25 protein-coding genes are annotated in these 26,216 nt (G+C 50.5%); 3 read left to right on the plus strand and 22 right to left on the minus strand.

Going from position 1 to position 26,216, the window contains the following annotated elements:
• Positions 1-84: 84 nt before the first annotated feature.
• Positions 85-519 (minus strand): Lrp/AsnC family transcriptional regulator, encoded by a 435-nt coding sequence (locus DCC85_RS22540; RefSeq protein WP_108467588.1) that lies wholly within the window; start codon positions 517-519, stop codon positions 85-87.
• Between the two features lie 170 nt (positions 520-689).
• Here DCC85_RS22540 and DCC85_RS22545 point away from each other — a divergent pair, with 170 nt between their 5' ends.
• Together DCC85_RS22545 and DCC85_RS22550 are read left to right on the plus strand one after the other, a co-directional pair.
• Positions 690-1,154: a VOC family protein gene (locus DCC85_RS22545; protein WP_108467589.1), complete on the plus strand. Its 465-nt coding sequence runs from the start codon at positions 690-692 to the stop codon at positions 1,152-1,154.
• Positions 1,155-1,860: 706 nt separating this feature from the next.
• Entirely contained in the window at positions 1,861-3,309 is a 1,449-nt protein-coding gene (locus DCC85_RS22550; protein WP_108468021.1) for a serine hydrolase domain-containing protein, read from the plus strand.
• Positions 3,310-3,409: 100 nt separating this feature from the next.
• On the opposite strand, the gene rlmH is transcribed toward DCC85_RS22550, so the two are convergent.
• The 4 genes from rlmH to DCC85_RS22570 form a co-directional block, all read right to left on the minus strand.
• The gene (rlmH, locus tag DCC85_RS22555) at positions 3,410-3,889 is read right to left on the minus strand and encodes a 23S rRNA (pseudouridine(1915)-N(3))-methyltransferase RlmH (RefSeq protein ID WP_108467590.1); all 480 of its coding nucleotides are present in this window, start codon (positions 3,887-3,889) and stop codon (positions 3,410-3,412) included.
• Between the two features lie 173 nt (positions 3,890-4,062).
• Positions 4,063-4,788 carry a hypothetical protein gene (locus DCC85_RS22560; protein ID WP_108467591.1) on the minus strand — a complete coding sequence of 242 codons (726 nt, stop codon included), beginning with the start codon at positions 4,786-4,788 and terminating at the stop codon, positions 4,063-4,065.
• A 102-nt stretch (positions 4,789-4,890) separates the two neighbouring features.
• Entirely contained in the window at positions 4,891-5,058 is a 168-nt protein-coding gene (locus DCC85_RS22565; RefSeq protein ID WP_108467592.1) for a CxxH/CxxC protein, read from the minus strand.
• 98 nt (positions 5,059-5,156) lie between these two features.
• On the minus strand, positions 5,157-6,458 hold the full coding sequence (locus DCC85_RS22570) for a S1C family serine protease (protein ID WP_108467593.1): 1,302 nt from the start codon (positions 6,456-6,458) through the stop codon (positions 5,157-5,159).
• A gap of 577 nt (positions 6,459-7,035) precedes the next feature.
• Between DCC85_RS22570 and DCC85_RS22575 the strand changes: the two genes are divergently transcribed.
• Complete coding sequence (locus DCC85_RS22575) at positions 7,036-7,242, plus strand: hypothetical protein (protein ID WP_108467594.1); 207 nt, start codon at positions 7,036-7,038, stop codon at positions 7,240-7,242.
• Here DCC85_RS22575 and DCC85_RS22580 read toward each other — a convergent pair.
• The 17 genes from DCC85_RS22580 to DCC85_RS22660 form a co-directional block, all read right to left on the minus strand.
• Entirely contained in the window at positions 7,211-8,017 is an 807-nt protein-coding gene (locus DCC85_RS22580) for an MBL fold metallo-hydrolase (RefSeq protein ID WP_108467595.1), read from the minus strand. The genes DCC85_RS22575 and DCC85_RS22580 overlap by 32 nt on opposite strands.
• A 20-nt stretch (positions 8,018-8,037) precedes the next feature.
• Entirely contained in the window at positions 8,038-8,781 is a 744-nt protein-coding gene (gene yycI / locus DCC85_RS22585) for a two-component system regulatory protein YycI (protein WP_108467596.1), read from the minus strand.
• Between the two features lie 19 nt (positions 8,782-8,800).
• The gene (locus tag DCC85_RS22590) at positions 8,801-10,078 is read right to left on the minus strand and encodes a YycH family regulatory protein (protein ID WP_108467597.1); all 1,278 of its coding nucleotides are present in this window, start codon (positions 10,076-10,078) and stop codon (positions 8,801-8,803) included.
• Entirely contained in the window at positions 10,075-11,907 is a 1,833-nt protein-coding gene (walK, locus tag DCC85_RS22595) for a cell wall metabolism sensor histidine kinase WalK (protein ID WP_108467598.1), read from the minus strand. The genes DCC85_RS22590 and walK overlap by 4 nt, the downstream gene beginning before the upstream one ends.
• Position 11,908: 1 nt before the next feature.
• Complete coding sequence (gene yycF, locus DCC85_RS22600) at positions 11,909-12,619, minus strand: response regulator YycF (RefSeq protein WP_108467599.1); 711 nt, start codon at positions 12,617-12,619, stop codon at positions 11,909-11,911.
• 164 nt (positions 12,620-12,783) lie between these two features.
• A complete protein-coding gene (locus tag DCC85_RS22605; protein ID WP_108467600.1) occupies positions 12,784-14,292 on the minus strand; it encodes a M23 family metallopeptidase in 1,509 nt (502 codons plus the stop codon).
• Between the two features lie 349 nt (positions 14,293-14,641).
• Entirely contained in the window at positions 14,642-15,307 is a 666-nt protein-coding gene (locus tag DCC85_RS22610) for a hypothetical protein (protein ID WP_108467601.1), read from the minus strand.
• 109 nt (positions 15,308-15,416) lie between these two features.
• Positions 15,417-17,150, minus strand: coding sequence for an ABC transporter ATP-binding protein (locus DCC85_RS22615; protein ID WP_108467602.1), 1,734 nt, complete (start codon positions 17,148-17,150; stop codon positions 15,417-15,419).
• Between the two features lie 167 nt (positions 17,151-17,317).
• Positions 17,318-17,647, minus strand: coding sequence for a hypothetical protein (locus tag DCC85_RS22620; protein WP_108467603.1), 330 nt, complete (start codon positions 17,645-17,647; stop codon positions 17,318-17,320).
• Positions 17,648-17,790: 143 nt separating this feature from the next.
• Positions 17,791-19,074, minus strand: a complete 1,284-nt coding sequence (locus DCC85_RS22625) for an adenylosuccinate synthase (RefSeq protein ID WP_108467604.1) — start codon at positions 19,072-19,074, stop codon at positions 17,791-17,793.
• A 400-nt stretch (positions 19,075-19,474) separates the two neighbouring features.
• Positions 19,475-20,836 carry a replicative DNA helicase gene (dnaB, locus tag DCC85_RS22630; RefSeq protein WP_108467605.1) on the minus strand — a complete coding sequence of 454 codons (1,362 nt, stop codon included), beginning with the start codon at positions 20,834-20,836 and terminating at the stop codon, positions 19,475-19,477.
• A 2-nt stretch (positions 20,837-20,838) separates the two neighbouring features.
• Positions 20,839-21,282: a 50S ribosomal protein L9 gene (rplI, locus tag DCC85_RS22635; RefSeq protein ID WP_108467606.1), complete on the minus strand. Its 444-nt coding sequence runs from the start codon at positions 21,280-21,282 to the stop codon at positions 20,839-20,841.
• Positions 21,279-23,255 (minus strand): DHH family phosphoesterase, encoded by a 1,977-nt coding sequence (locus tag DCC85_RS22640; RefSeq protein WP_108467607.1) that lies wholly within the window; start codon positions 23,253-23,255, stop codon positions 21,279-21,281. The genes rplI and DCC85_RS22640 overlap by 4 nt, the downstream gene beginning before the upstream one ends.
• 11 nt (positions 23,256-23,266) lie before the next feature.
• Positions 23,267-24,184, minus strand: coding sequence for a DUF2232 domain-containing protein (locus tag DCC85_RS22645; RefSeq protein ID WP_108467608.1), 918 nt, complete (start codon positions 24,182-24,184; stop codon positions 23,267-23,269).
• A 6-nt stretch (positions 24,185-24,190) separates the two neighbouring features.
• Entirely contained in the window at positions 24,191-24,493 is a 303-nt protein-coding gene (locus DCC85_RS22650; protein WP_108467609.1) for a MazG-like family protein, read from the minus strand.
• Positions 24,494-24,597: 104 nt separating this feature from the next.
• The gene (locus DCC85_RS22655; protein WP_108467610.1) at positions 24,598-25,026 is read right to left on the minus strand and encodes a CBS domain-containing protein; all 429 of its coding nucleotides are present in this window, start codon (positions 25,024-25,026) and stop codon (positions 24,598-24,600) included.
• A 165-nt stretch (positions 25,027-25,191) separates the two neighbouring features.
• Positions 25,192-26,208, minus strand: coding sequence for an LCP family protein (locus DCC85_RS22660; protein ID WP_108467611.1), 1,017 nt, complete (start codon positions 26,206-26,208; stop codon positions 25,192-25,194).
• Between the last annotated feature and the right edge of the window lie 8 nt (positions 26,209-26,216).

The following is a 26,216-nucleotide window of genomic DNA, read 5'->3' on the forward strand; positions in this document are numbered from 1 at the left end:
TTCGCCCTACTTATGATACGGTTCAGCCCGCTAACTATTACGGCAGGTTTGATAAGCCATCATTCCAGAATAAATTTGGCAGATTTAGAGTAAAACCCTGTGTTCCAATATATTTTTCAAACTGATATGAGACTTTGAGGGACCCAGCTTTAAAAGGGAATCTTGAAATTCGGCAAGTTCCTCAATCGATGCCGTTTGTACCTTGATAAGATAATTATATTCTCCGCTTATTCGATATAAATCTGTTACTTCCCTAGCCATTTCACAAAAATCAACGATCATCTGGCAATGTTCTGTTTTGACTAGTATAAACGTAGTCATGCCCCGATTCAGATTCTTTAAATTTAATTCTGTGGAATACCCGGAAATTATCTTCTTATCTTCAAGTTTCAAAATCCTCTCTTTAACTGAAGGTTGGGACATACTGACTTCTTTACTGATTTGAGAGATAGACATTCGTGCATTGTGTTGAAGCAGCTGCAAGATCTTTTTATCCATATCATCGATTAGATGATCCATACCCATCACTCCCTTGAATTGAATTTTAAAAAACTAAGCCATATCCATTAAAATAGCTTATATTTAATTACCATCCTTTCATTATATCCTCATATAACATATGTAATTCAACAAGTTAGTAGCTGTATACTATAAACAACATTCAAAATATACACAAGGAGAAATCAAGAATGAGCATAAAGGGTCTTTCACATGTGGCGATCCAAGCCAAAAACTATAAAGCTACTATTACATTTTATATTGAAGTTCTAGGGTTCAAGGTTGGTCATCATTGGTCTCTGCCATCCTTTCAAATCAAAGAAGCCTCCATGCTAGTTTCACCTGACCAAAGAACCTGTATTGAGATCTTTGATAACGACGCTGTCATCCCTGCTCAAGGGAAGAAAGCATCGTCTGAAGAAGATATAACTTACGGAGCGTTATTACATTTAGCCTTCTACGTGAATAATGTGGATGAAATGTATCAAAAAGCCCTTGCTCATGGAGCAAAGGCTTTTATAGAACCGGATTACCTTTCACTTGGCGAACCCCCACTTGTAGTGAAGAATGCTGTCATTCACAGTCCCAACGGAGAAGTTATCGAATTTATTGAAGAGGTCGATTTTGATATGTCTACCAAGACTCATGCAAATTAAGCTTTATAACGAAAACTTGTCCTTATTTGTGATACGGTTCACCTCAACGGGTCTATCGGCGAAAAATGCGAAAAGGAGCTGTCGCGGCCAGCTCCCTTGTACTGTAATCAATCCAATTTTGCGCGAGAGAATAAATCCCTGATGACAGTGTCATCCTCGCAAGCATCTTTAAATCCGATTGCAAAACTTTGTAATGCCACGCTCGATTTATTTGATACCTCATTTTTCCATATGTTAGACGTAATAATTAATCAAATAGTTGCATATCCTGCCCATTAGCTGAACGCCCTCTCGCTCTACTACCGATAACGGTCAAAGCCCAAATATTTCACCTTATTTCTACCTTCATAAATATACACAGAAAGCCACCGAAGTAATCGGCAGCCTTATTATCGATGATTCAACTATCGTTCCGTTAGAACTATGGAGCCATTTAACGAAACGATACCAAAAACTTTATTCGAGTTTTTTCCAACTCTGTGTAGTGGCTGATCTACCATCATCATCTTCATCATTGACTCTTCCAAGTTGTTCAAGGGGGCTTTTTGTGTTCCTAGCAAAATAGTTCGTAGTAAGTAGAAGATTATGATAGCAATCTAATTTTTTATATCGTATGATTCTTCACATACAAAAAGATTTTGCAATAATAAGCTACTGCGGATTATTTATATTTTCCGAACGGGAGTTTTTTCGGAATGGAGAGACTATGAAAAAAATTATTGTCTTTATGATTGCATTACTTATACTGTGCACCGGATTCGCAACACCAAGCTATGCATTATCAGATTCGCAATCTGATTCAATACAAACATTGTTGGATGATGCAAGCCGTATATCAGGTGTACCGGGAATATCAATCTCAATACTTGCGAACAATGAAGTACTTTACTTTTCTTCCGGGTACGCAGATCGTGAAAAGGGACTGCCGGCAAGCGAAAATACTCTATATGAGCTGGCTTCGGTAAGTAAGGCTTTTACCGGCATGGGTATTCTGCTGATGGAAGAGCAAGGACTGCTCTCAATGTCAGACTCTATCCAGAAATATTTGCCTTGGTTTACGTTAAAGTATCAGGGGAAACACGTTGATATGCAAAGTATTACACTCAATAACTTTTTACACCATACTAGCGGCTTAACAAATGGCAGTCACATTCAAAACATTCCACAAGGCAATACGCCGGATATGTTGCAAAGAACCGTAGAAATGCTCGTAGATTCTGAATTGTCGTTCTATCCTGGTGAGCAGTATAATTACGGAACTGTTAATTATGACGTATTAGGTCTGGTTATTGAGATTGTGTCGGGACAAAGCTATGAAGACTTTATGAGGGAACAGGTATTTCAGCCGTTGGGTCTTCACCAGACGTATGTTTATAAAGAAGATGCTCAAGCCACCGGACAGTTGGCACAGGGCTACCGTTCTTCCTTTTTTATGACAACCCCATATAACGCGCCGGATTTTTCCGGGAATAAACCCGCAGGCTACATCATTTCTTGTACAAAAGATATGGCGCGTTGGATGGGCATACAGATGGGTATTGTGCAGGACATACCCGAAATATTCCATACGGTTATCGAAAAATCACATCAGGGTGATATGTCTGTTCCTGCTGTCAACGAAATGTATTATGCGGCGGGCTGGTCGGTAAACGCCAACCAAACGATTATAGAGCACCCCGGGGGCAATCCCAATTTCGGAACCGAAGTGGTCATACTGCCAAATGAACGAATAGCCATCAGCTTGCTGACCAACGGCGAAAATATCAATAGAAGCATGGTACTAAAAATTAAAGATATATTAGACGGCAATCTGACGCAGTCATATGGAATAAGCGGCACACAGCTTTTGGACATCATTTTGTCGTCTACCACAATTATTCTTTGCCTATTGGCTGTTCTGTTCTTTCTCTTGGGATTACGTAGAAGGAAAACGAATGAGCGGCAGCCAATGACCAAAAAGCGAATAATCGTAACAGCTATTTTGCTGTTTGCTACGATTGTCCAGTGTATACTGTGCTGTGCATTAGATTGGTCAACGATACTTATTTGGCGAACATATAGTGTTCTTACAACTTTGATTTCGTCGGCATTATTAACAGCAAGCATTACATGGTTTGTATACACTCACCGATATAATGCCTCGCTCCGAAAATAAGCATTTCATTCGTTCACTTATTGAAAAAAAGCCAAGGTTTCTTTTAATGAGAGAACAATATCAGCAAAAAGGAAGTGCCAGGCACCCCCTATTTTTCGCTCTACTTATGATAAGGTTCCCCCCGATTTATCTTCACGGCCCGATAAATCTGCTCCACCATCACCAGCCGCATGAGCTGGTGCGGCAGCGTCATGCGCCCGAAGCTGAGCTTCTGCTGGGCGCGGCGCAGCACGTCATCGGAGAGCCCATGGCTCCCCCCGATGACGAACACGACATGGCTCGTCCCATAGGTGCCGAGCTTGTCGAGTTCGGCGGACAGCTCCTCCGAGCTCCAGAGCTGTCCGCCGATTGCCAGGGCGATGACATGCGCATCGCCCTTCACATGCGCGAGGATGCGCTCGCCCTCGCGCTCCTTGACCTGCCGCACCTCCGCCTCACTCATCGTCTCCGGCGCCTTCTCATCGGGGACCTCGATGACCTGAAATTTTACATAAGGCGTGAGCCGCTTCGCATACTCCGCGATCCCCTGCACCAGATACTTTTCCTTCAACTTCCCCACACCAATCACCTGAACCAACATCTTGGTGCCCCCTTGTCCTCATATTCTATGTACATCTAGCTTACCCACTTCACTAACGCCCCGCTCATGATCTGGCGACCACTGACATCGCGGCCTCCCCCACTTTCCCTGCCGCACCTTACCTGCTCCATCTTCGTATAAGCTAACCCTTCTGCCCCCAACTCACCCAAGAATTATACCGAATCTGCCGATTCATACCGATTGCCTTCCCTCGCTTGCTGAATCCACGCCTCAATCTTAAGTCTAGGCAGCAGGATATTACCTCCATAGACATTGTTCGTGTGATGGTCCCAGTCCCCATAGACCAGCAGATAATATTCCCCATCTATGATCTTAACAAGCCCCCATACCCCGAGGTCGCCTTGCGCTCCGGCATGCATCCACAGCCATTCTTGGTAGGCATAGAAGGAAGGCTTCCCGAACATGTCAAAGGCGTCCAAATAACCCCGGCTCCCATCACGGGCTGCAAATAAATCACTGAACATGCCTAGCGGAAGAACCTCATGGATCGAGACACTCACCCACGCCTGGGACTTCCCTTCCGCCAATACCCGTTCAATCGCACACTGGACAAAGGCAGACTTCTCAATCTCTTCCGGATGTGAATCCCACCCATTGAGGCTCGACATGACCGGCGTATACAAGATCCAGAATCGCTCTCCTACAGTCATATGAAAGGGATGCTTAATCTTAACCGTCCGCAGTGCTCCCTTCACCGGAGCCTCATCCGAGCGCATCCAATGATCCTCCTCCAGCGCCGGTACCTCCTCCTCATACTCCGACCATTCCATGATTTCGTCAAAGCCAACAAGATCAAAGAGCTCGCTCTCCATCTTTACACGTTCCGACACATGACCGCATGTAGGACACGTTAGGGCGATCACCTGCTTATCCGCCATCATCCAACCCCCATTCCTCTTCCCCTCACAAGCAAAAAGTAAAAAAACAAAAAAGCCGCCCCTCCCCCAGGGAGGAAGCGGCCTCGCTTCATCTCAAGCCCATTACACTACCAGGAACTGTCCTGCCTTCTCGCACTCCTGGCATTTTGCCGGCGGGTCCCAGTCCGCAAACTCGGTCTCCTCCAAATTCACAATATCCGGAGCTTCCTCGTACTCATCCACGAACTTGTCGATCGCCACTTCAACATGGTCTTTACATACTACATACATACCTTCAAGCATCCTTTCTTATGTAGCCCCCGGAGAATCCTCCGTCACAGGGCAGGCCCGCGCACTACTAGCCCGGGCAGGGCTTCGCTATAGCCCTCTTACTTGTTCGAATCCGTATCGCCTTCGTCCGCACCCGTTCCCTGGTCTTCGTCAATATCAGCATCCGCTGGCTTGTCGGTAAGCGTCACCGTGACGTGCTGAAGCTTCCCGTCCCGATAGAACCCGACTTCCATATCTTCGCCAATCTTCTTATCCTCATACAGATATTTGCGCAAATCCAAGGTCGATTCAATCGGATTCTTGTCGAGCTCGGTGATGACATCATTGAGCTCCAGCGCCGCCTTCGCTGCTGGGCCATGGGCCTCAAGAACGACCACGCCCTTCTTCACTGAGTCCGGCAGCTTCAGCTCTTTACGCTGCTCATCTGTAACCGGTGAATAAGGGTTATCGAGGTCAAGGGAATACACGCCCAGATAAGGGCGGGAAACCTTGCCGTCTAGCATCAGGTCATCGACGGTCTTCATAACCTCATTTACCGGAATGGCAAAGCCAATCCCTTCAACGCCCATATCGGAAATCTTCATCGTATTGATACCGATCACCTGGCCGTCAAGGTCTACCAGAGCGCCGCCACTGTTGCCTTCATTAATGGCCGCATCGGTCTGAATCACTTCCTGCTCCCAATCATAGACGCCGTCCTGATTGATCGAGACCGGAATAATCCGGTTCGTATAGCTGATAATGCCGGAGGTCAGCGTGTCGCTAAGGCCGAGCGGATTGCCTACAGCAATTACAGTCTCGCCCCAGCGCAGCTTCTTCGAATCGCCAATCTCAGCTACAGTATCAATACCTTTGTCCTCAATCTCAAGCAGTGCAATATCTGATACGGGGTCCTTACCGACAACTTTCGCTTTGATCGAGCTGCCGCTCACCGTCACCACTTCCAGATTATCGGCATCCGCGATCACGTGGTTATTCGTAACCACATAGGCTTTGCCCTTCTCCTTCTTGATAACCACACCCGACCCCAAAGCCGCAGCATCACCCTTGGCATTCTCTGCTTCCTCTGCCGAAGCCTGGTGGTTCACAATGCTGACCACAGCCGGACGGACCTTGGCCGCAGCTTGAATCAACCGTTCATAAGGATCTCCTGAGCTGTGGATACCGGAACCTGAACGTGCACCAGCCTCTTGTGTCGTGGAGGGGAGGCCCGTAACGAAGCTGAACAGCAGTACAGCTACAACCGAGCTCAGTATGGAGCAGATCACGGCTATTTTCACAGTGGATGAATTTCTGGGTCTGGACCTTCGCGGCGACCGCCACTTATGATCCGTCTCCTGGGCTTTGACGGCCCTTCTAGATACCTTGGTGGAATAAAAATCGTCGTCAAACAATCCCATCTTTAACCTCTCCCCTCCGTACTATGCCCCGGTCTTCTTCATGTAAAGCAAGTGCTTCCTGCCTTAGTGGACTGTCCGACTGTTTTCAATACCCTTACATGTATTTCAAGCGTATTTTCATATTCTTGGGCGTTAATCTGCCTCGCTTCAACCGTGAAATCCCTCACCATTGTATGCGGGAAGGTTCATGATATGCCCTAGGTTTATGGAAGTCGTCAAAACTCCCGAAAGACGCATGATCCAAGGTGCTTCATCTCTTGATTGTAGACGTGATCTTTCCCGAATAAGTTACATGTAGCTTAAAGATTAAGCGCAGGAACTTATGGAATATTTGGAGCTGCTGAAGACTATACTAGTAACGTTTAATAGATTTATTTTAGCATAGCTTCCATATTCTTAGATGCCCTGGACCATCCGGGAAATAGAGGAAATTATCTTACATTCAACTTTACTCTCTTTTACCCTGATTTCAAGCGTCTCACCCGGATAAAATGATGAAAGACCAATTTTTTTATCGGAAGGGGTCATTATGCTTCAGAAAAATAGATAGATCATATTCAATTAGGAGGTTAACAAAATGGAATCTTCATTCTCTCCAATCCGTGAATTGCAGGTGCTCGCTAAGCTGGCCGATCTTAAGGATGACCATTACCACAATCTGCTGACCCTCAGCGCCTTGATGGAGCTGCTAGTTGATAAGGGGATCCTCACCCGTGAGGAGATCCAACAGAAGCTGGACAAGCTTGACGAATTCAGAGATCAGCCACCGTATCCCACGGTGTAGGCCGGTCATAATACGTGTCACACAGCTTGAATTCGCTGTCCTTATAGAAGCAGCCGCGGTCTTCCATGGCGTCCCGCACCGCCATCTTCGCCAGATCCAACATGTTGTGTTCCCGGCTGAGATGAGCGAGATATGCTCGCTTGGTGCGCCCGGTCAGGAGCTGGCTCATCACTTCCCCTGCCGCTTCGTTGGACAGATGCCCCATATCTCCGAGGATACGGCGCTTAATGTTCCAAGGATAACGGCCCATCCGCAGCATCTCAATGTCATGATTCGACTCCAGCACGAACACATCCGAATCGGCAATGGTCTGCATCACCCGGTCACTGGCATATCCCAGATCGGTAACCACGCTCAGCTTGGATTTGCCGTCATAGAAGCAGTAACCGACCGGCTCAGCGGCATCATGCGAGATGGGGAAAGACTCCACTCTGAGCGAACCGAAGTCCTTCGACTCCCCTGTGCCGAAGATGCGCCGATTCTCCTCGGCAATCGCCCCTACTGGCTTCTCTATGGCTTCCCAAGTCTTCTCATTTGCATAGATGGGAAGGTTATATTTTCTCGCAACCGCACCCAGACCCTTAATATGATCTGAATGCTCATGCGTTACTAGAATTCCGTTTAGCTGCTCGCCGGTTAGCTCCCGCTCCCGCAGAAGTTCATCGATCCGGCGGGCGCTAAAGCCTGCATCGATCATCAATGTCGTGTCCCCGTAGTTGACCACCGTTGCATTGCCGGTAGATCCGCTCGACAGGACGGTAAAGCGTATACCCATATTCCCCATAACTCCTTTGCCTAACTCTTGGATTTGTCTGTGCCTGGACTGATCACGTCCCCGCTGATGCCTTGTACATAATAAATTTCTCCGCTCTCCAGAGTGAACCGCCATGCCGGGGCAGCGACCTGCGCATCGGAATTGAACATTTCCCCATAATAGCCGAGCTCAATCGACTTAACGACCGAGCCCTCCGGCAAATAATTGTCGACCAGATTGCCCAGCGCCTTGGATGCCGACAGCACCCGCTGCCGCTTCTCCTCGCCGAGCGAGTTGATCTCGATCGACTGCTGCCGATAAGAGGTGATCCGCTGATCGCTGTAATGCAGCTCCAGATTAACCCGGAAGAGCGGCCAGCCGTCCTCCACCAGTGGATGCAGTACAAAGGTCCCCTCCCGGCTCTCCACCGGATCATACTGATAGTTAGCAATCCCCGGTATGCTCGCAGACAGCTCGGAGACCAGCTCCTTCGGCGAGAAGATCAGCTTGCTGTATACCGGCTGCGGAAGGGTCGTCTCCTTCTGTGTATCCTCATCCAAGAAGCGATAATTAATCTTCTGCAGCTCCGGCGTCTCGGTCGGAATCTGCGCCGTTACCTTGATATTCTTGTCTTCCATCACCCGCTGTGTATTTTCCGCCAGAGAGGTTAGGTCGGGATTGGCATCCGCCTGCTCGCGCAGGTCCATCCATAGCTGGTAGCCAAGCACCAAATTCAGCAGGAGGAACGCATATATCAACACATTTTTGGCTCTGCCCCAATCCATGTCTTCCTACCCTCCTGCCTTATGGCAATATTCGTTCGCTGCCATCATGCAGCTTAACTACCCATACCGGGGTCAGCGTTAAGCCTGACTTGTCCAGCTTCGGTTGATATGCAGGGTACAGCTTGATGACCTGGCCCTCTTTGGCTGCAGCCGCAATCCGGCGCTTAAGTTCTTCCCCGCCGGGCAGTCTCACCACCTGCTTTGCCCGATTCTCTTCCTTCAAGTACAGCAGCGACCGTTCATAGCTTGTGGTTGTACCCTGACGCATCTCAAGCTGCATGACACCGTAGTGAAAATCCGGCATATCAATAATCGGGTATGCTCCGTAATACTGTTGGAACAGTACCGTCTGGCGCCCGTCCGTCTCGTCACTCAGCCTGATCAGATAGCGTCCGCTCCAGCCGCCATGCTGGTTCACGAACTCCACGGCAGACAGTGCGTTCTTCTCCGGACTGTTCTCTCCGGCAGACGCAGCCGCGGGATCCGTGTAATTCATCCAGTTCTGATCTTGGCGAACCTGAAGGCTTCGCTTCGAATCCGTGTAAATTTCCGAATTGTCCTTCTCCCTAATATTTCGAGTGATGCTCGGATCGAAGAACAAGCTGCGCTGCATCTGCTCTACGGTGTATTTTCCAACCTCCAAGCTAACCTTGGCCGTATCCAGCGGCTTATCAGGAATGTAGTACGTTCCGTTCACCAGCGTATAAGGCGTCCAGTTCTTGCCGAAGGCCACATGCTGCTTCAGATCCTGTACTGTAAAATCCGCCTTTGTAGCTTCGTACACCACATCACCCTGTGCGCTGAAGAAGAACACCCGCACCTTGTCTTCCCCTTTATCGGTATATATGAAAATTCGGCTAATACTCTCTCCATCAAGCAGCGGATCATCTGCAATCTGCATCACCTTCTGCAGAAGCGGAACTGGAATACCGCTGCCGAATTGCAGCTCGATCCCCTGATCCTCATTGCGAATTCGGGACCAGTCGGTATTCATCGTCACCCCCCGCTGAAATCCATCCATCAGCCGGCCCTGAAGCCGCCCGAAGATCAGATTATAGAAGGTCGAGTTAGGGTAGAACACCGTATGCTTGCTGTTGCCCATATGAATGATCATCTGCTCCGGGTAGACCAAATCAGCTGCGGCCAGCTGTGTACCCATATTGTCTGTCGCCACATAGTCTTCCCCTGACTTGACGACAGGGTTGCTGCCCGGCAGACGGTAAATGAGGAAGTAGCTCTGCAGAAGGCTGATCGCGATGAGCAGTGCAAGTATCCCTGTCTTCACGGTCTCTTTCATGCCTCCTCACCTCCCTCTTCCAGCAGAGGCAGCGTGAAGGTCACCTTCGTGCCCTGGCCAAGCTCAGATTGAAGGAAGATGGTGCCTCCGTGCGCTTTCACAATTTCCCGGGCAATGGATAGGCCGAGTCCGGTGCCGCCCATATTGCGGGAACGGGCCTTGTCCACCCGGTAGAAGCGCTCGAAGATGCGCTCCAGGTCCTTCTTCGGAATGCCGGTACCGGTATCCTCCACAGATACCTCCAGGTAGTCCTCCGTTCCCTTGCGGGCCTCAATGGTAATCCACCCACCATCCGGTGTATATTTCATGGCATTGGAGATCAGGTTATCGAGCACCTGGTCAATCTGGTCACGATCCATCCAGGCGGCCCCAACCCCTTCACCCACTGAAATAACGGATTGAATGCCCTTCTGCTGCATTTGAAAAGAAAACCGGTCAGCCACATCCTCCAGCATCTCCATCAGGTCGGTGCGCTGCTTGCGCAGCGGCGCCTCCTTAGAGTCCAGACGCGACAAGTGCAGCAGATCCGTAACGAGCCGGATCATCCGCTCCGTCTCATTCTGGATGACGCCGATGAAGCGCGAGCCCAGCTCCGGCTCCTGCATCGCTCCATCTTCAAGAGCTTCCGTATAGCTCTTGATCGTAGTCAGCGGCGTCCGCAGCTCATGCGATACGTTCGCAACGAACTCCCGCCGCGATGCTTCCAGCTTCTCCTGCTCCGTGACGTCCTGCAGCATGACGATCGCGCCGATCATGCCGACCTCGCGCCGGTGCAGCGGCGTAAAGGTGGCGCGAATGATCGATTCGCCGCCCTCGGGCGTGCCGCGCATAAGCAGTCGCGGCGGCAGCGAGCCTCTAGCCAGGTCTGCCTGATCTTCCTCCGGCAGACCCAGCAGCTCGGTCACGCTGCGCCCAAGCTCTTCGCCGCCTGCTTCCAAGAGCGCGCTCGCGCGGCGGTTCATCAGGATGACCTTCCCGGTCTCATCCGTTGCAATCACGCCGTCGCTCATATTAGTCAGGATCGAAGCGAGCTTCTCCTTCTCCTCTTCGTTCTGAGCCAGGGCATCGCGCAGCCGGCTTGTCATATAATTAAAGGCCTTGCTAAGCTGGCCGATCTCGTCATTGCCCAGCACAGGCATCTGCTGGTCGAACTTCCCCTCTGCCACAGCTGTTGCTCGCCGGGTCAGCTCCTTGATCGGCGAGGTTATCGTATGGGCAAGAATAACGCCCAGCACGGCGGTCAGCCCCAATGCAAGTAGAATGCCCGAGATGAAGATTCCGTTAATGCGCTCCATCGTGCTGTACAGATCGCTCATTGAAGCGGCAATATAGATTGCGCCTACGATCTTCCCATCACTGAGCACGGGCTTGGCGACAACCTTCTTGCGAATGTTATCGTCATCAATAATGTATTCTTCATTATCACTGATTCCCTGCAGTGCCCGGCTGACCACGGTCTGTGTATTCTTACGCCCGACATAATCGGCATGCGACGGCTTGGAAGTCGTCAGCACCTTGCCTCCCGGGTCCAGCACCTGAATTTCGGCCCCGTTAATATTGAACAGATTATTTACGAGCACCCGCAGGTTATCCAGCGATTCATCCCCTGAAGCGGTAGTGCTGGCAGCAGCCCCGCCAAGGTTCTGCGCAGCCAGCACGGAGAGCAGCTCGGCCCGCTCCTGCAGGTCCTTCGTGAAGTTGCTCGTCAGTGAGTTCTTCATAGCGCTGACGAAATACACCCCGATCAGCTGCATCGCAATCAGGATCAGGAGAACATATATCATGATCAGCCTGGCCTGAATGGTGCGGAAGAATGAGCGAAGCCGCATGCTAGAACCCACCTGTCTTGGTACTGCGTATCAAATAGCCAAGCCCCCGCCGGGTCAGAATGACCTCCGGCTTGCTCGGATCATCTTCAATTTTCTCGCGCAGACGCCGGATCGTCACATCCACCGTCCGCACATCCCCGAAATACTCGAAACCCCAGACAGCCTGAAGCAGATGCTCCCGGGTCATGACCTTGCCCGCGTTGCGGGCCATATAATAGAGAAGCTCATACTCTCTGTGCGTCAGATCCAGCGGCTCTCCATTCTTATACACCGTGTACATATCCGTGTCGATAAAGAGATCGAACAAATGAAGTCCCTGTTTCGCATCTTCCCCACTGTCCAGCAGCTTGCTCTGCCGGCGCATCTGTGCCTTGACGCGTGCCAGCAGCTCCCGGGCGCTAAATGGCTTGGTCACATAGTCGTCAGCGCCAAGCTCAAGACCGAGCACCTTGTCGATCTCCCCATCCTTCGCCGTCAGCATAATAATAGGCGTCTCAAGCTTGGTACGTACCTCGCGGCATACATCCATGCCGTCCTTCCCCGGAAGCATCAGATCCAGCAGAATCAGGTCAGGACGCTCCGAGAAGGCCAGGTCTACCGCCTGAATGCCATCAAAGGCCAGAATGACCTCATAGCCCTCTTTTTCCAGATTAAATTTCAATATATCCGCAATGGGTTGTTCATCGTCTACTACCAGGATTTTTCCCTGCATTTCTCTCAATTCACCTCATCATATCAGGCGTTGATTCACTTGTATTTATTCTACCATACCTTGAGGGTGCATCCTAAGCTATCCTATAAATCACCAGAAATACCGGACGATAAGTGCAGCCATAAACAAGGGGCATGGCTTCTACGAGCCATGCCCCTTGTTTATTATAGATATTTCATCGGGTTCTGCAGCTGCCCACCCTTGTGAATTTCGAAATGAAGATGCGGGCCTGTCGAGCGCCCGGTACTGCCCATAACGCCAATGGAAGCACCCTTCTGCACCTTGGCTCCCTGCTTCACCGTAATTTTGCTGAGATGTCCGTACAGCGTCTCATATCCGTTCTTATGATCGATAATAATGACATTCCCATAACCGCTCTTCGTTCCAGCGAACGTGACCACTCCAGCATCCGCAGCCATAATTGTGCGATTGGAGGAAACAAGGTCTACCCCCTTATGCAGCTTGCCCCAACGCTGTCCATAGCTGCTGCTCATCGACGCACTCGACAGCGGCCAGGCGAACTGGCCGGAGCCCTCGCCCAGCACAAGCGTCCCCTTGACCACAATGCGCGGCTGCGGCTGCTTGACGACCTCTTGACCCAGCCATTCCTCCTGAATGACCTGACCGTTCTCCTTCGTCACGCGGTAGCTCATCGTCTTGAGTCCACTTTGGCCCTGAGAGGCGACAATCGTCTTCCCGGCCTTCAGCTTCGCATTCTTGCGCACAATCACTGTCGGTTCCGTTACGATCTGCTCCTGCACACGCTCCACCGTTTTAACGGTAAGCGACGGCTTGGCCGCCTTGATCGTCAGCTGGGTTCCGATCTGCATCGTCCGTTCCTCAACCCCCGGATTCTGGTGGAAAATAGACTTGTAGGACACGCCAAAGCGCTTGGCGATGGAAGTGATCGTGTCCCCCTCCTGAACCTCATATACAATCGGAGTGACTTCACCTTGTAGGATGCGGGCCACCGCCGCCTTCGTATCCAGTACCTTGTCCGGGGTAGTTTCTACCGCAGCCTGTTCAATCTTCTCTTTAATCACAGCGGATTCAAGCTTCGGGGATGAAGCCGCCGTGGCAGCCTTACTGGAAGAAGTCGATACCTTTTTCACTTTGGACTCCAAAGTTGTCTGCTCTCCAGCCGGTATGTACTTATTCTTTACCTGCTTAAGTACCGCTTCCGCCGTGGCCTGATCCTTAACGACTCCAATCACTTTTCCATCCACCTTCAGCGCCACACCAGAAGCATGGGACTTCAGCTGCTTATCCAGCTTGGCAATGGCCGTGTGACCGTCAACCTCGGCTTTGTAGGCTTTGTCCAGCACGGTGGATACGCCTTCTGTCTCCAGTACCATATTGGCCCCTGGGTACTTCTTCGCGAACTCCTCCTGCTTCTTCTCATATAGCGCTGTAAGTTCCTTCTTATCCTTAATCGTTCCAATCTCTTGTCCATCCAGATAGACACGATAGAAAGGAACCTTATTCGCTTCGACATACTGCTGTCCCACGAGCAGCAGGCTGCCTGCAAGCAATACACCTCCGGCTGTGATCCACAGTTTGCGTGAATTCCGCTTTATCCAAGACGACGCTAACACTTTGCCCTGCGCTGCCTCTTGACTCTGCAGGTCTTGATCCAGGTCAACTGCCTTACCCTTCTTCTTGAACCCTTTCATGCTAATCTCCTTTATGTTCCCATACTTTCGCACAAGGATTGCCTTTCGCCGACCCAATTCCCTGTGCCAGACCCGGCACTTTAGCCGGATTTCCTGCTGGGCGGGTGACAGTTCACCCCTAGCCCAATCTCTAATCTATGACAGAAAATAGTTTCAAAATTTTAACCTTTTACGACACTGTTCTACTTTATCATAGTCGCTTTATGCATTTCAACTTTTGCTAATAACGCCAAAAACCCGCGCCAGGCGCGGGTTTGATTGACTTTTGGGCAATTCGCCTCTATTAGATTTTTCCTGACAATGCTGTGAAATAGTAGTGACTTAGGAAGGTGCAGCTAATATGGACTTATTATTTAAGCATATTCATCACCTTAGCATACTCCTCCTTGCTCAAATACTTGGAGAGAACCTGCTGCGCCTGAATCATCTCCTCCTCCGTCAATCCGCCTTCCATGGCAGCGGTCAGCGACTGCACCTCCTGCTCAGGTAGTTTCTTCATCAGCAGCTGAAAGATTTCGGCCTTAGCTTCAGCAGACAGGCCCTCCTTGGTCGCCTGAAGCTCATCTGAAGAGACTACAGGTGCATCCTCAGCCTCCTTCTTGCTTTCCTTGCCCATAACGGCTATAGAGTCCTCCGGCGCCTCTTCCTCTTTGTCCCCCTTGCCCGGATTAACCTGTTCCTGGCCAGCAGGCAGGCTAGTGTCTTTGTCCTGCTTCTTGTCCGCTGCCTCGAGATTCGATGCAGTGGTCCCGGCTGCCGAATTATTGCGCTCTGTCTCCTGATTTTGCCCTGCCTGACCTTCTTCGGCGTCCGCCTTACTGTTCTTGCTGCTACTGCCTGCGGAGAGCCCCAGCAGACTAGCCAGCCCCGTAGGCTGCCCCTCCCACTTGATATTTAAGCTGGTCAGCAAAGACTGAACGTAGGCATTCACCACCATGCCTGTCGTCAGCATACTCAAGCCGCACACCAGCACGGTCACCAGAACCAGACTCATGATACGGGTCATCCATCTCATTTCGGCGTTCTCCTTTGCTCCTGGAATAATAAGTCCTAGAATAGGTCTCGTACCAGTATGCCCGCCGAAGCATCATTTTCTACCTTCCCTATGAAAATCTATCCCTGCTTTAGAGGGCGAGCAGCCCCTCTCTTGACCGCGCCGGCTCTCGGGACGTTTTATTTTCAATAGAGTACAGGCTGTGGAAATACCCGCGCTGATCCATCAGCTCCTGGAAAGTCCCCCGTTCAATAATTTCACCGCCCTGCAGCACATAGATGGCATCGTACCTCTCCAAGAGGCGTTTAACCAATCGGTGGGTTACCACAAGGGCCGTTACTTCCTTCATGTTCAGAATCGTCTCTTCAATCGCATAAGCTGTCTCATTATCGAGTGCAGAAGTGGCTTCATCCAACATTAAGATCGGCGCCTTTCGAATCAGAGTCCTTGCAATCGCAATCCGCTGCTTCTCCCCGCCGGAGAGCAGGCTGCCATTCTCGCCAACCAAGCTATCCAAGCCATCTGGCAATCTATCTAGAAACCGGGTCATTCCCGAATGCTCGGCTGCCCTGGCTACATCTTCATCCGTATAGTCGCCAAACAGCTTAATATTCTCGTTGATGCTGCTATCGAACAAGAAGGTGTGCTGGTGCAATATGGATTGGAAGTGATATACGTCATCTGCAGAAATGTCTTTTAGCGGAATGCCGTCAATCAGGATTGCCCCATCATAATGCTCATACTGCTTCAATAGCAGCTTAAGCAGTGTGGATTTGCCGGAGCCGCTGGCCCCTACGAATGCCACCTTTTGATTTTTACGAATGAGTAAATCAATCCCGCTGAGTACCTTTTTCTGATCATCATATCCGAAGCTGACATTCTTCCACTCAATCACCCCATCGAAGTGGTCCTTCGCCGTGTACGTTCTCTGCTCTTCCCGTTCATTCAGCAGGGTGATAATTCGCCCTGAGATCTGCTTCAACGACTTGATCCGGGCCAGATACTGAACACTGGAGTAGATCGGATTCACCACATTGTTCGTCAGCTGTACACAAGCCAGCAACATGCCCAGCGTCAGCTCGCCCTGAATCGCAAAGATCCCGCCGATAATGAACACCGAATTGAACATAATGCCGCCAAAAACCTCACTGATGGCATCTACCCCGCAACTGACCACATTGAATCTGAACTTCCGCCGCTCGACGTCCTGATTCACCTTCGTATATTCCTCTTCAATTTTCCGCTCGATTTTGAAGCTCTTAATGACCTGAAAGCCTGAGAACAGATCATTTACCTTCACCATAAAATGCTCCAGACTCTCAGCATATTTGTTCTTGCTTCCGCTGAGACTCCGCTCAAACAAACGAGGGATAAGGATGGAAATGACCGTCATCATGAGAAGGCACAGCGAGATCTTATAGCTTAAAAAGAACATGGACGATAAAGCACCCGTGAAGGCCACTACCGTGCCAAACAATTGAAAGAGGTTGCGGAAGTAATCCTCCTCTACCATCTTCAGATCATTGTTAATTACCGACAGGTATTTGGCACTGTTTGACGAGGAGAATTCTGCAATACTTTTCCCCATAATTTTGCGGAATACCTCATCCTTCAAATAAACCATCGTCTTGCGGATATAAGCGGACTTCGCCCATTCGGCCAAAAAGTGCACCACCGCACCGAATACAATAAAGCCAAGCGCCAATGCAGCCACTCGATAAAATTCCGTGAGGCTCCCGCTCCCGATAGTATCCGTAATGGCCTTAAATACAAACGCTAATCCTACATTCAGCAGACTTGCCAGAAATACCGTGATTGCAACAAGCGCCAGTCTCCCTTTATACCTGAACAAATAAGTGCTCATCGACGTTCTCCCTCCCCATGCCTTCCCCTGTCACAACCCTGCGTTCATCTTTGTCTTTCCAATATAATCAATATAGTAAAAAACCCCTTCCACAAGGAAGGGGCGCAGGATTGAAGTATCGATCCGTCTGAGGACGGAGAGGCAGTCAGACTCCATGCTGGCTTGCTCTACGAATTCTCCGACGACGCACGGCCATATTTTCGCCGATATAAAATCCAGATTAGTGCATTGGTCGCTATGTATACCGCAGGCATCACCAGCAGCATGAAGATGAACCAGGTCACATTGCCCGGACGGGATATTAGCTCACCAAGCAGTTCAGCAGAAGCCACCAGGCCTGAACCGATCGAGCCGATGACAAAAAATAAACCGAAGAGCACGACATCAATGAACAAGCCCATCAGCAAGGGGCGGATGAACAGAAAGTCCAGTTTTCCGCGCTGCTGCATATACTGCCAGCGTTCCTCCGGGGTCAGATTACTGTATTTTTTTCGCATATTAAACTCCTTAAGCTATAGTTCGGAATATTCAGCTTTTCCTGTATTTTTAGAATACCATGTCTACCGTAAAAAATCCCCTTCTGCCTATAAAGCAGAAGGGGATTCCCCTTAAGGCAGGCCTGTATATAGCCTGCTTATAATTAATAGATCGGAAGCACTTGGTTCGTCTGCTCCCGGTTGCGTCCAACGGAGAAGATTGCAATCGGAATGCCTGTCAACTCGGATACGCGCTTCACATAGTTCCGAGTAGTCTCCGGCAGGTCCTCCAGCGTCTTCGCTCCGGTAATATCCTCAGACCAGCCTGGCAGCTCTTCATAGACCGCTTCGCATTCTGCCAGCATCTTGAGGCTTGCCGGATAGTGTGTAATGATCTCGCCGCGGTATTTATATCCTGTGCAGATCTTTACGGTCTTCAAGCCAGTCAATACGTCAAGCGAGTTCAGAGAGAGTCCTGTCAGACCGCTCACCCGGCGGGCATGGCGGACTACAACACTGTCGAACCAGCCGACACGGCGCGGGCGTCCGGTAACTGTGCCATACTCATGGCCTGTTTCCCGGATCATATCGCCGACTTCATCATGCAGCTCGGTCGGGAATGGGCCATCTCCTACGCGAGTCGTATAGGACTTCGCTACGCCGATGACTTGATTGATCTTGGATGGTCCTACGCCGGACCCAATGCAGACGCCGCCAGCAGACGGGTTGGAGGAAGTCACGAATGGATAAGTACCTTGGTCGATATCCAGCATGACGCCTTGAGCACCCTCGAACAGCACCTTGCGGCCCTCATCGATTGCATCATTAAGCACCACCGATGTATCCGTCACATAATGACGAATGATCTCTGCATACTCCAAGTACTCCTTCAACACGGTTTCAACATCCAGCGGCTCCGCTCCATAAACCTGCTGGATGATATGATTCTTCTCCTGCATCAGATGACGAAGCTTCAGCTCGAACTCTTCCGCATCCATCAGATCAGCAATCCGGATTCCTGTACGTGCCGCTTTATCCATGTAAGCCGGGCCAATGCCTTTACGGGTCGTACCAATCTTGTTCGGACCTTTACGGTCTTCCTCCAGCGCATCCAGCACCATATGATATGGCATGATGACATGCGCCCGGTCACTGATCACCAGATTGTCCGTGCGAAATCCGTTATCATGAATATAGTTAATCTCTTCTATAAGCGCCTTGGGATTAATGACCATACCGTTGCCAATGACGCACTTCTTATCCGAATAAAAAACACCCGACGGAATCAGGCTCAGCTTGTACTTCTTGCCGTCAATCAGTATGGTGTGACCGGCGTTATTACCACCTTGATAGCGTGCCACCACATCTGCGCTTTCCGCCAGAAAATCCGTGATTTTGCCTTTGCCTTCGTCTCCCCATTGTGTTCCCACAACGACTACTGTTGACATGTACATTACCCCCGTGGGTGCGTCTAATAGCGCACCTGAATTTTTGCATAATAATGAAGGATTCCATGCGCCCACTAATAGCGTATAGACTCCCTGATTCTTAAGAGAGTGGTTATTTCACACCACAGCCATTTTACTGCCCTAAAGCAGCACTATAAGTTTAACAGTCCATGTGAGCAAAGTCAAATTAAAAGCGAACAATTCCACGCATGTAATGCTTATTGTTCGTTTTTATGTCAAACTCCATTCGAATATTTCGCGAAAAAAACACCCTTTCCGGCTAATCCCTCAAATACTTGATCATTCTACCTTCATTTCGTATTTTTTGAGACTTGCCTGGTTAGGGTGGTTATCCATAAAGCATCTTATAAGGACATATTATGCTTAAGCTGCTCCGTGCTTATCCAGCAAAAGGATCGGCATGAGCCCGCTCATAATTGGCAAATTTATTGTAATTCTTCAAGAAGACCAGTTCAACGGTACCAACCGGGCCATTCCGCTGTTTCGCAATAATGATCTCGATGATGTTCTTCTTCTCGGTCTCCTGGTTATAATAATCATCCCGGTACAGGAACGCTACGATATCGGCATCCTGCTCGATCGAACCGGATTCCCGAAGGTCGGACATCATCGGCCGTTTGTCCTGCCGCTGCTCAACGCCCCGGCTGAGCTGGGACAAGGCAATCACCGGCACTTCCAGCTCCCGCGCAATTTGCTTCAGTGTCCGGGAGATCTCGGAGACCTCCTGCTGTCTGTTCTCGCCGGCTTTGCCCCGGCCGTGAATCAGCTGAAGGTAGTCAATGACGATCATGCCGAGGCCCCGTTCCTTCTTCAGGCGCCGACACTTGGCGCGGATATCCGCAACCGTCACACCAGGCGTATCGTCAATATAGATTTCCGCCTCGGCCAAGGCGGCGATGCCCATCGTCAGCTTCGCCCAATCCTCATCACTCTTGAAGTCACCTGTACGCATTACACCTGCATCCAGGTTGGCCTCCGCACAGATCATCCGCTGTACCAGCTGGGCGGCGGACATCTCCAGACTGAAGATCGCCACCGTCTCTTTGCTGCGTACAGCAGCATTCTGACAGATGTTCAGGGCGAAGGCCGTCTTACCTACGGAAGGACGGGCCGCCACAATGATCAGGTCATTGCGCTGGAAGCCTGAGGTCATCCGGTCAAGATCGACGAAGCCGGAAGAGATTCCGGTCGTATTGCCGCGATTCTGGTGCAGCACCTCAACCTTCTCGAATACCTCCATAAGCACGTCGCGAATATAGATAAAGCCTGTTCCCGAGCGGCGGTTGGAGATCTCCAGGATGCGCCGCTCCGCATCGCTCAGCATGCCGGCGACATCTTCCCCGCCGGTATAGCCATCGCTGACAATCTGCGTGGCGGTGCGAATCAGACGGCGGAGCATCGACTTCTCTTCGATAATGCGTGCATAGTAATCCACATTAGCCGCTGTAGGCACGGCATGGGCCAGCTTCGCTAAATAGCTGACGCCTCCGATGCTCTCCAGCTGGCCTTTATCCTGCAGCCGGGCCGTCAAGGTTACAAGGTCTATCGGCTGGCCGGCTTCACCGAGTTCCACCATGGTCTCATAGATCAGCTGGTGGGCCGTACTGTAGAAATCCTCGTCCCGCACCCGCTCCATCGCGGTAATGAGAGCTTCGGATTGAAGCAGAATCGCACCGAGCACGGCTTGCTCTGCTTCTAGGTTTTGCGGGGGGATCCGATCAAGAAACAGATCGCCGCCCATTCTTATTCCTCCGTAACTTGGACCTTCAGCGTCGATTTGACTTCAGGATGAAGCTTTACCGGCACTTGGGTCACGCCGAGGCTGCGAATAGGTTCATTCATTTCAATCTTGCGTTTGTCGATCTTAACGCCAAGCTTGGCAAGCGCTTCTGCAACCTGTTTGCTTGTAATGGCTCCGAACAGGCGTCCGCCTTCGCCGGCTTTAGCCTTCAGGCCCACGGTCATCTCTTCAAGCTTCTTGCCGAGCGCAATCGCTTCTTCCTTCTCCTGCTGCTTGCGCTTCTCCTCAGAAGCCGTCTGCACTTCGAGCGTCTTCATATTGCCGTCCGTAGCCGGCTTCACCAAGCCGCGCGGAATTAGGAAGTTCTGTGCATAACCTTCAGATACATTTTTAATCTCGCCTTTTTTCCCCTGGCCTTTAACATCTTTCAAGAATATGACTTTCATTCGAATAACCCCTCTTCCCTCTCAATTTCTTCAAGCACCTCAAGCAATCTCTTCTCTGCTTCCGCCTGAGTGCCTTCCAGCTGAACAGCGGCATTGGTTAAATGTCCGCCTCCGCCTAGACGTTCCATAACAACCTGTACATTCATGCCCCCGAGCGATCGGGCGCTGATTCCAATGAGCCCGTCCGGCCGTTCACTAATGACGAACGAGGCGAGCACATTGGTCATATTCAGCAGCGTATCCGCCACCTGGGCGATCAACAGCTGCGGGATTTTGCGGTTTGGCTCGGTTACAGCGAGCGCGATATGCCCGTAAATCATCCGGGCATGCTTGATAATTTCAGCCTTCTCGATATATTCCTGCAGGTCTTCCTTCAGGATTCGCTGCACCATGACGGTATCGGCTCCATTGCGACGCAGGAAGCCGGCCGCTTCAAAGGTACGTGAACCAGTATGAAGGGCAAAATGCTTCGTGTCCACGGTAATTCCTGCAAGGAGTGAAGTCGACTCCAGCGGGCTCAGCTGGACCTTCTCATGAATATACTGCAAGAGCTCTGTAACCAGCTCACTGGCAGAGGATGCATAAGGCTCTAGATACACCAATACCGCATCATTGATAAACTCTTCCCCCCGGCGGTGGTGATCGACCACGACAACTCGCCGGGCAGCTTCTACAAGCTGAGGCTCCATCGTCATGGAAGCCTTGTGCGTATCGACGACCACAAGCAGTGTGTGCTCCGTCATCAGGTCAAGCGCCTGCTCCGGTGAGATGAACCGCTTGCGAAGCGCTTCCTCCTGCTCGATCCGCTCCATCATCCGCTCGATAGCCGGATTGCTATCCTCCAGCACGATATGCGCCTCTACCTTATACATATCGGCGGCCTTCATGACCCCGATCGAGGCGCCGATCACGTCCATGTCGGGGATCCGGTGCCCCATGATCAGCACGCGGTCGCTCTCCTGCATCAGATCGCGCAGCGCATGCGCGATAACGCGGGCACGCACCCGCGTGCGCTTCTCTACGGCGTTCGTCTTACCGCCGTAGAAGGAGAGCCGCTGACCGGCCTTCACCGCGGCCTGGTCTCCCCCGCGCCCGAGCGCCATGTCCAGACTCGACTGGGCGAGTTCACCCAGCTCGCTGATGCGCTCGGTGCCAAAGGCAAGGCCGATGCTAAGCGTCATCGGCACCTTCAGGTCCGCGGTCATCTCGCGGACCTCGTCCAGAATCACAAAGCGGCTCTGCTCCATCTCCTGGAGCGCTTTGTGATTAAACATCATCAGGTAACGCTCCGAGGAGAGGCGGCGCAGATACACTTGGTACTGCTTCGCCCAATCGGTCAGAAGCGTCGTTACCCGCGCAATCAGCGCGGCCCGCTGCTGGTCATCCATTCCCTGAGAAGCCTCATCCAGATTGTCGAGCATCACAATCCCCAAGGCAAGGCGTTCGTAGTCATAACGCTGTCTCAGCGTCGCCAGCTCGGTCATATCATGGAAGTAAATCATCCGCTCTTCCGGCTGGGCAAAGACCTCAAAGTATCGTTCGCCCAACTTCACCTCGGCGGATATCCCTCCCCCGTCGGCCTCCTTCTTAAGCAGCTGCGGAAGCTCCGGCAGCAGCTCATTCAGCGGAAGCCCAACCACCGTCTCTCGGCCAAGAATACTGGCCATGAATCGGTTATGCCATTCCACGGTCCTGTCCTCACTGTACAGGATCAGACCAAAAGGCAGACGGCTAACGGCCTCGCCTTCAATCCTCTTGATCCGGTACGTCAGGCCGGTCACATAATCCATCAGATCGCTGCGGAACCTTCGTTCCGACTGCAGCATCGTAAAAGCAAGCACACAAACCAGAACCAGCCCCAGTAGACCTACAGCCCAGTTATAGTACGAGACGAATATGACAAGCAGGAGCTGCAGCATGAACGCCCACACGGTGTAATATCCGTGCCAGCGCTTTTGGAGTAATTTAGGCATGCCTTCTCACCCTATCGTCTAGTTCTCGTGAAGAATTCGCGCAGCGGAAACAGAATATCGATAATGCCGATAATTCGAAGCGGCTGGAAGAATACCAGCAGAATCGTGAGAAAGATCGGAATTACCGGATTCCACTTGCGCACATGTGCGGCGAAGAAGAAGAATCCTGCCGTCTGTACCATAAAGCAGAATAACAGCATCGGCATCAAATTCAGCAGAATCGTCCCTAGGAAGCCTTGGCTGGCATAGCCAGTAATCAGGCTCAGCAGCAGACCCACAATATAATACCAGACGAGTGACCGCGGCAGCTTCCACTCCCTAATCGGCGCAAGCTTCGGTGTAGTGATCCCCATGCTGCCTAGCGTAGGCCAGGCCAGCGCATGAGCCACGGTAGCCATAATGAGCGAGCAAATAATCAGCGTGAACGGAATCAGCCTTACTGTCAGACTAGAGAACTCCTGAGCCGCTTCAGCGGACCATCCCAGCGTATCCGCCAGCGAAGTTCCGCTGACCCCCTGAATCGGAGCCGCTGTCTTCGTAATGGTGTCTTCAATGGTGCTCGCAATATCAAAACCAAATAATGTAGTACTGACGAATAGCATCACCAGGAACTCAATTAGAATAGCTGCTGCGCCAACGGCGACGGTTCGGAATGCCGCTGCCCTCTTCTTATACATATACCCCATCAACATCGACGGGATCAGGAAGAAGATCGCCAGCAAAATAAACGTTGGCCCCAGCAAAATACTGACAATCGCCAGCACCGGAACAACATGCCACAGAAAAGATTGTGTCGATAGCATGGTATAGAGCACCACACCTGGAAGCAGCATGAAAAAAGCCGTGATTACAATCAGCGGCGTTCCCATAGACAGGAACAGCAGCAGATAGGCAGCGCTCCAGGCGATAGATGTCCAGCGTATTTTCAAATGTGTTCACCTCTTACGCATATGTTCTTCCAGCGCGGAAATATCCTGATACCAATCCTCAAGCTGGTGTCCTTCTTGCTTATGTTTGCGTAGCTTCTCAAGAATGCTCTCATCAAGATCACGGTAACTGATCCCTAATCTGCGCCCTAGAATATAACTGCTGACAATAAGACTTGCCAGACTGTCGGTTACCCGCATCGTGCTGCCTTCCCATAGAGATTTGAACAGGCGGGATACATGATCAACCACTTCCGTTTTCAGCCACTCAATGACTTTGGCGCGTTTGGCCACATCCATCTCCTTCGGCATATTAAACGCTCCCTCTCTCTTGGACAAAGCTTTATTCCCGATTATAACATAAAAGGGAGGGGCCACACGAACTTGGCTTCAAGATGAAGCCATAAGGCGGCCATTTACACTTCCGGTAAGGAGCCCTCCTTGGAGACAAGCTGTTCGCAATATTCAATGATCTGGCTCCGCCGGACAATGCCGATGAACCGATTCATATCGTCCACAACGGGCACAAAGTTCTGCACCTTAGCCAGATTGATTAAGTCCTCCATATCTTCATCAATCTGCACTGGCTTAATGTTCAAACGCAGAGGAACATCCTTAAGCAGGAACTTTGAAGCGTTCTCAAAGGTAACCTTGCCATTCGAGTTCTTCATGTACCACAGCAAGTCGCCTTCAGTAACTGTACCGGCGTAACTTCCGTCCCGTCCTATAATCGGAATGGCCGTATAGCGATGATGCTCCATTCTTTCCAGTGTCTGTCTAAGCGTTGAATCCATCGTAACTGAGGCCACGTCGCTCTTGGGCAGCAGGAAAAATGCAATATTCACTTTGCCTCGAACCTCCTCCATGCTTCTGAATGCTTCTATTTGTTACGCCTGAAGATTTGAATTGTTCCGTTTTTGTTAGCGCAAAATCGGCAGCCGGTGTTCCGGACTGCCGAAGAATTGCCTACCCTATCTGTCATTATATAATTTATGTTCGTGCACAGCCAATCATTCGATCTCCTGCTTCACAGGCCGCAGCAGCTGCTCCGGTGTATTGTCTGGATTTGTCCAGCTGTCGATCAGCTTCTTCGCCTGGTCAACATCTTCTTCATTGGCTAGATCATAGAACACTTTATCGATCCGGGTTCCCTTGCCCATGATCGTGAAGCTGCTGATTTGCGGACGCCCACTGGTTAAAATTTGCTTAGAAAGGTCAATAATAGAAGATGGGGGCATATCGGTCTTGAAATTCTGTCCCATAATATCCATCAACTCAGGAATTTTACCCACTTGATCCAAGGACAAAACTCGATCAACAAAAGCATTTAAGAAAATTTGATGCCTTTTGGTCCGGTTGAAATCACTGTCTTCCCGGTATCTTACATAATTCAGCGCTTCTTGGCCGTTATAGAGAGGCTTATTTGCCTTAATAGTAAACTTCTCATGTTCCTTCTGCTTGTTAACGATATCCTTGGTGATCGGAAGTGCGATCCCATCAAGTGCATTAACTACATCCTTCAGTCCATTGAAATTGATAGCCGCGTAATACTCTGCAGAATGACCTAAAAATGCCTGAACCGTATCCTTGGCCATCTTCTCACCGCCGAAGGCATACGCATGATTGATCTTGTCCTTCTTGCCTTTGCCGATAATCTCAGTATACGTATCCCGAGGAATCGAGATCAGTAGAACCCTAGAATCTTTAGGACGAACCACAGCGTAGATCATCGTATCCGAACGGGCCGGCTCATTATTGCGCTGATCCACCCCGAGCAGCAGTGCGGTAAATGGCTTTTCTTGTACAACTACTGGCTTAGGAGCCTCGCCTTCCAGCGGAGCATATGATTTCTCAAGCTTTTTCTCGACATGATCGGACAAGAAGAGGTCGAATGCCGCTATCGCCAGATCCTTGCGGAAGGTGTAGCCAAGCGTGCCCGCGATAAGGAGAACGATCAGTGTTATGCCTAAAATCTTACCTGTCTTTTTCTTCTTCTTTCTTCTCTTCCGGCTGCTTCTTTCTAACATACTTCGTC

This window comes from Paenibacillus sp. CAA11 (assembly GCF_003060825.1).
In the GTDB taxonomy this organism is placed as follows: Bacteria; Bacillota; Bacilli; order Paenibacillales; family Paenibacillaceae; genus Fontibacillus.